Genomic DNA, 534 nt, shown 5'->3' with positions numbered 1-534 from the left:
ATCGTCGCCGATTTGCTTTGGCTTCGGCAGCATGCCGGTCGAATCTCCGGTCGACACGGTCGAAATGATCGCTGCGGGAACACCGCCGATCTGCTTCGGCTTTGGCAGCACAACGGTCGATTCGCCCGCCGAGACGATCACCATGATCGGCGAGGCCTGCGCGGAGCTGGGCGAGCGGGCGTTAGTGTGCTCTGGCAAAACCGATTTCAGCGGCGGCGCTAATTCGGACCACGTCAAGGTAGTGGGCGCGGTCAATTACGCGGCGGTCTTTCCCGCTTGCCGGGCCGTGGTGCACCACAGCGGCGCGGGCACCACGGCCGCGGGCCTGCGCGCCGGAGTGCCCACATTGAGCCTCTGGAGCATGAGCGATCAAAAGATCTGGGCAGCACAGGTGGATCGGTTGAAAGTCGGTGTCGCCCGCCCGTTTTCCAAAACCACGCGTGAGTCGCTGGTGGCCGACCTGCGCCAGATCCTCTCCCCCGACTACGTCTCGCGCGCCCGCGAGCTGGCCGCTCGAATGACGAAGCCCGCGGA

1 protein-coding gene is annotated in these 534 nt (G+C 65.4%); it reads left to right on the top strand.

The annotated features are described in order from the left end of the window. Positions 1 to 534, top strand: a 534-nt coding sequence (locus A5709_RS17195) for a glycosyltransferase (RefSeq protein WP_369827363.1), incomplete at both ends; no start/stop codon positions are given.

This window comes from Mycobacterium sp. E1386, assembly GCF_001672745.1.
Classification (GTDB): Bacteria; Actinomycetota; Actinomycetes; order Mycobacteriales; family Mycobacteriaceae; genus Mycobacterium.
The sequence above is the reverse complement of the archived record's forward strand: the minus strand, read 5'-3'. Positions and strand labels throughout refer to the sequence as shown.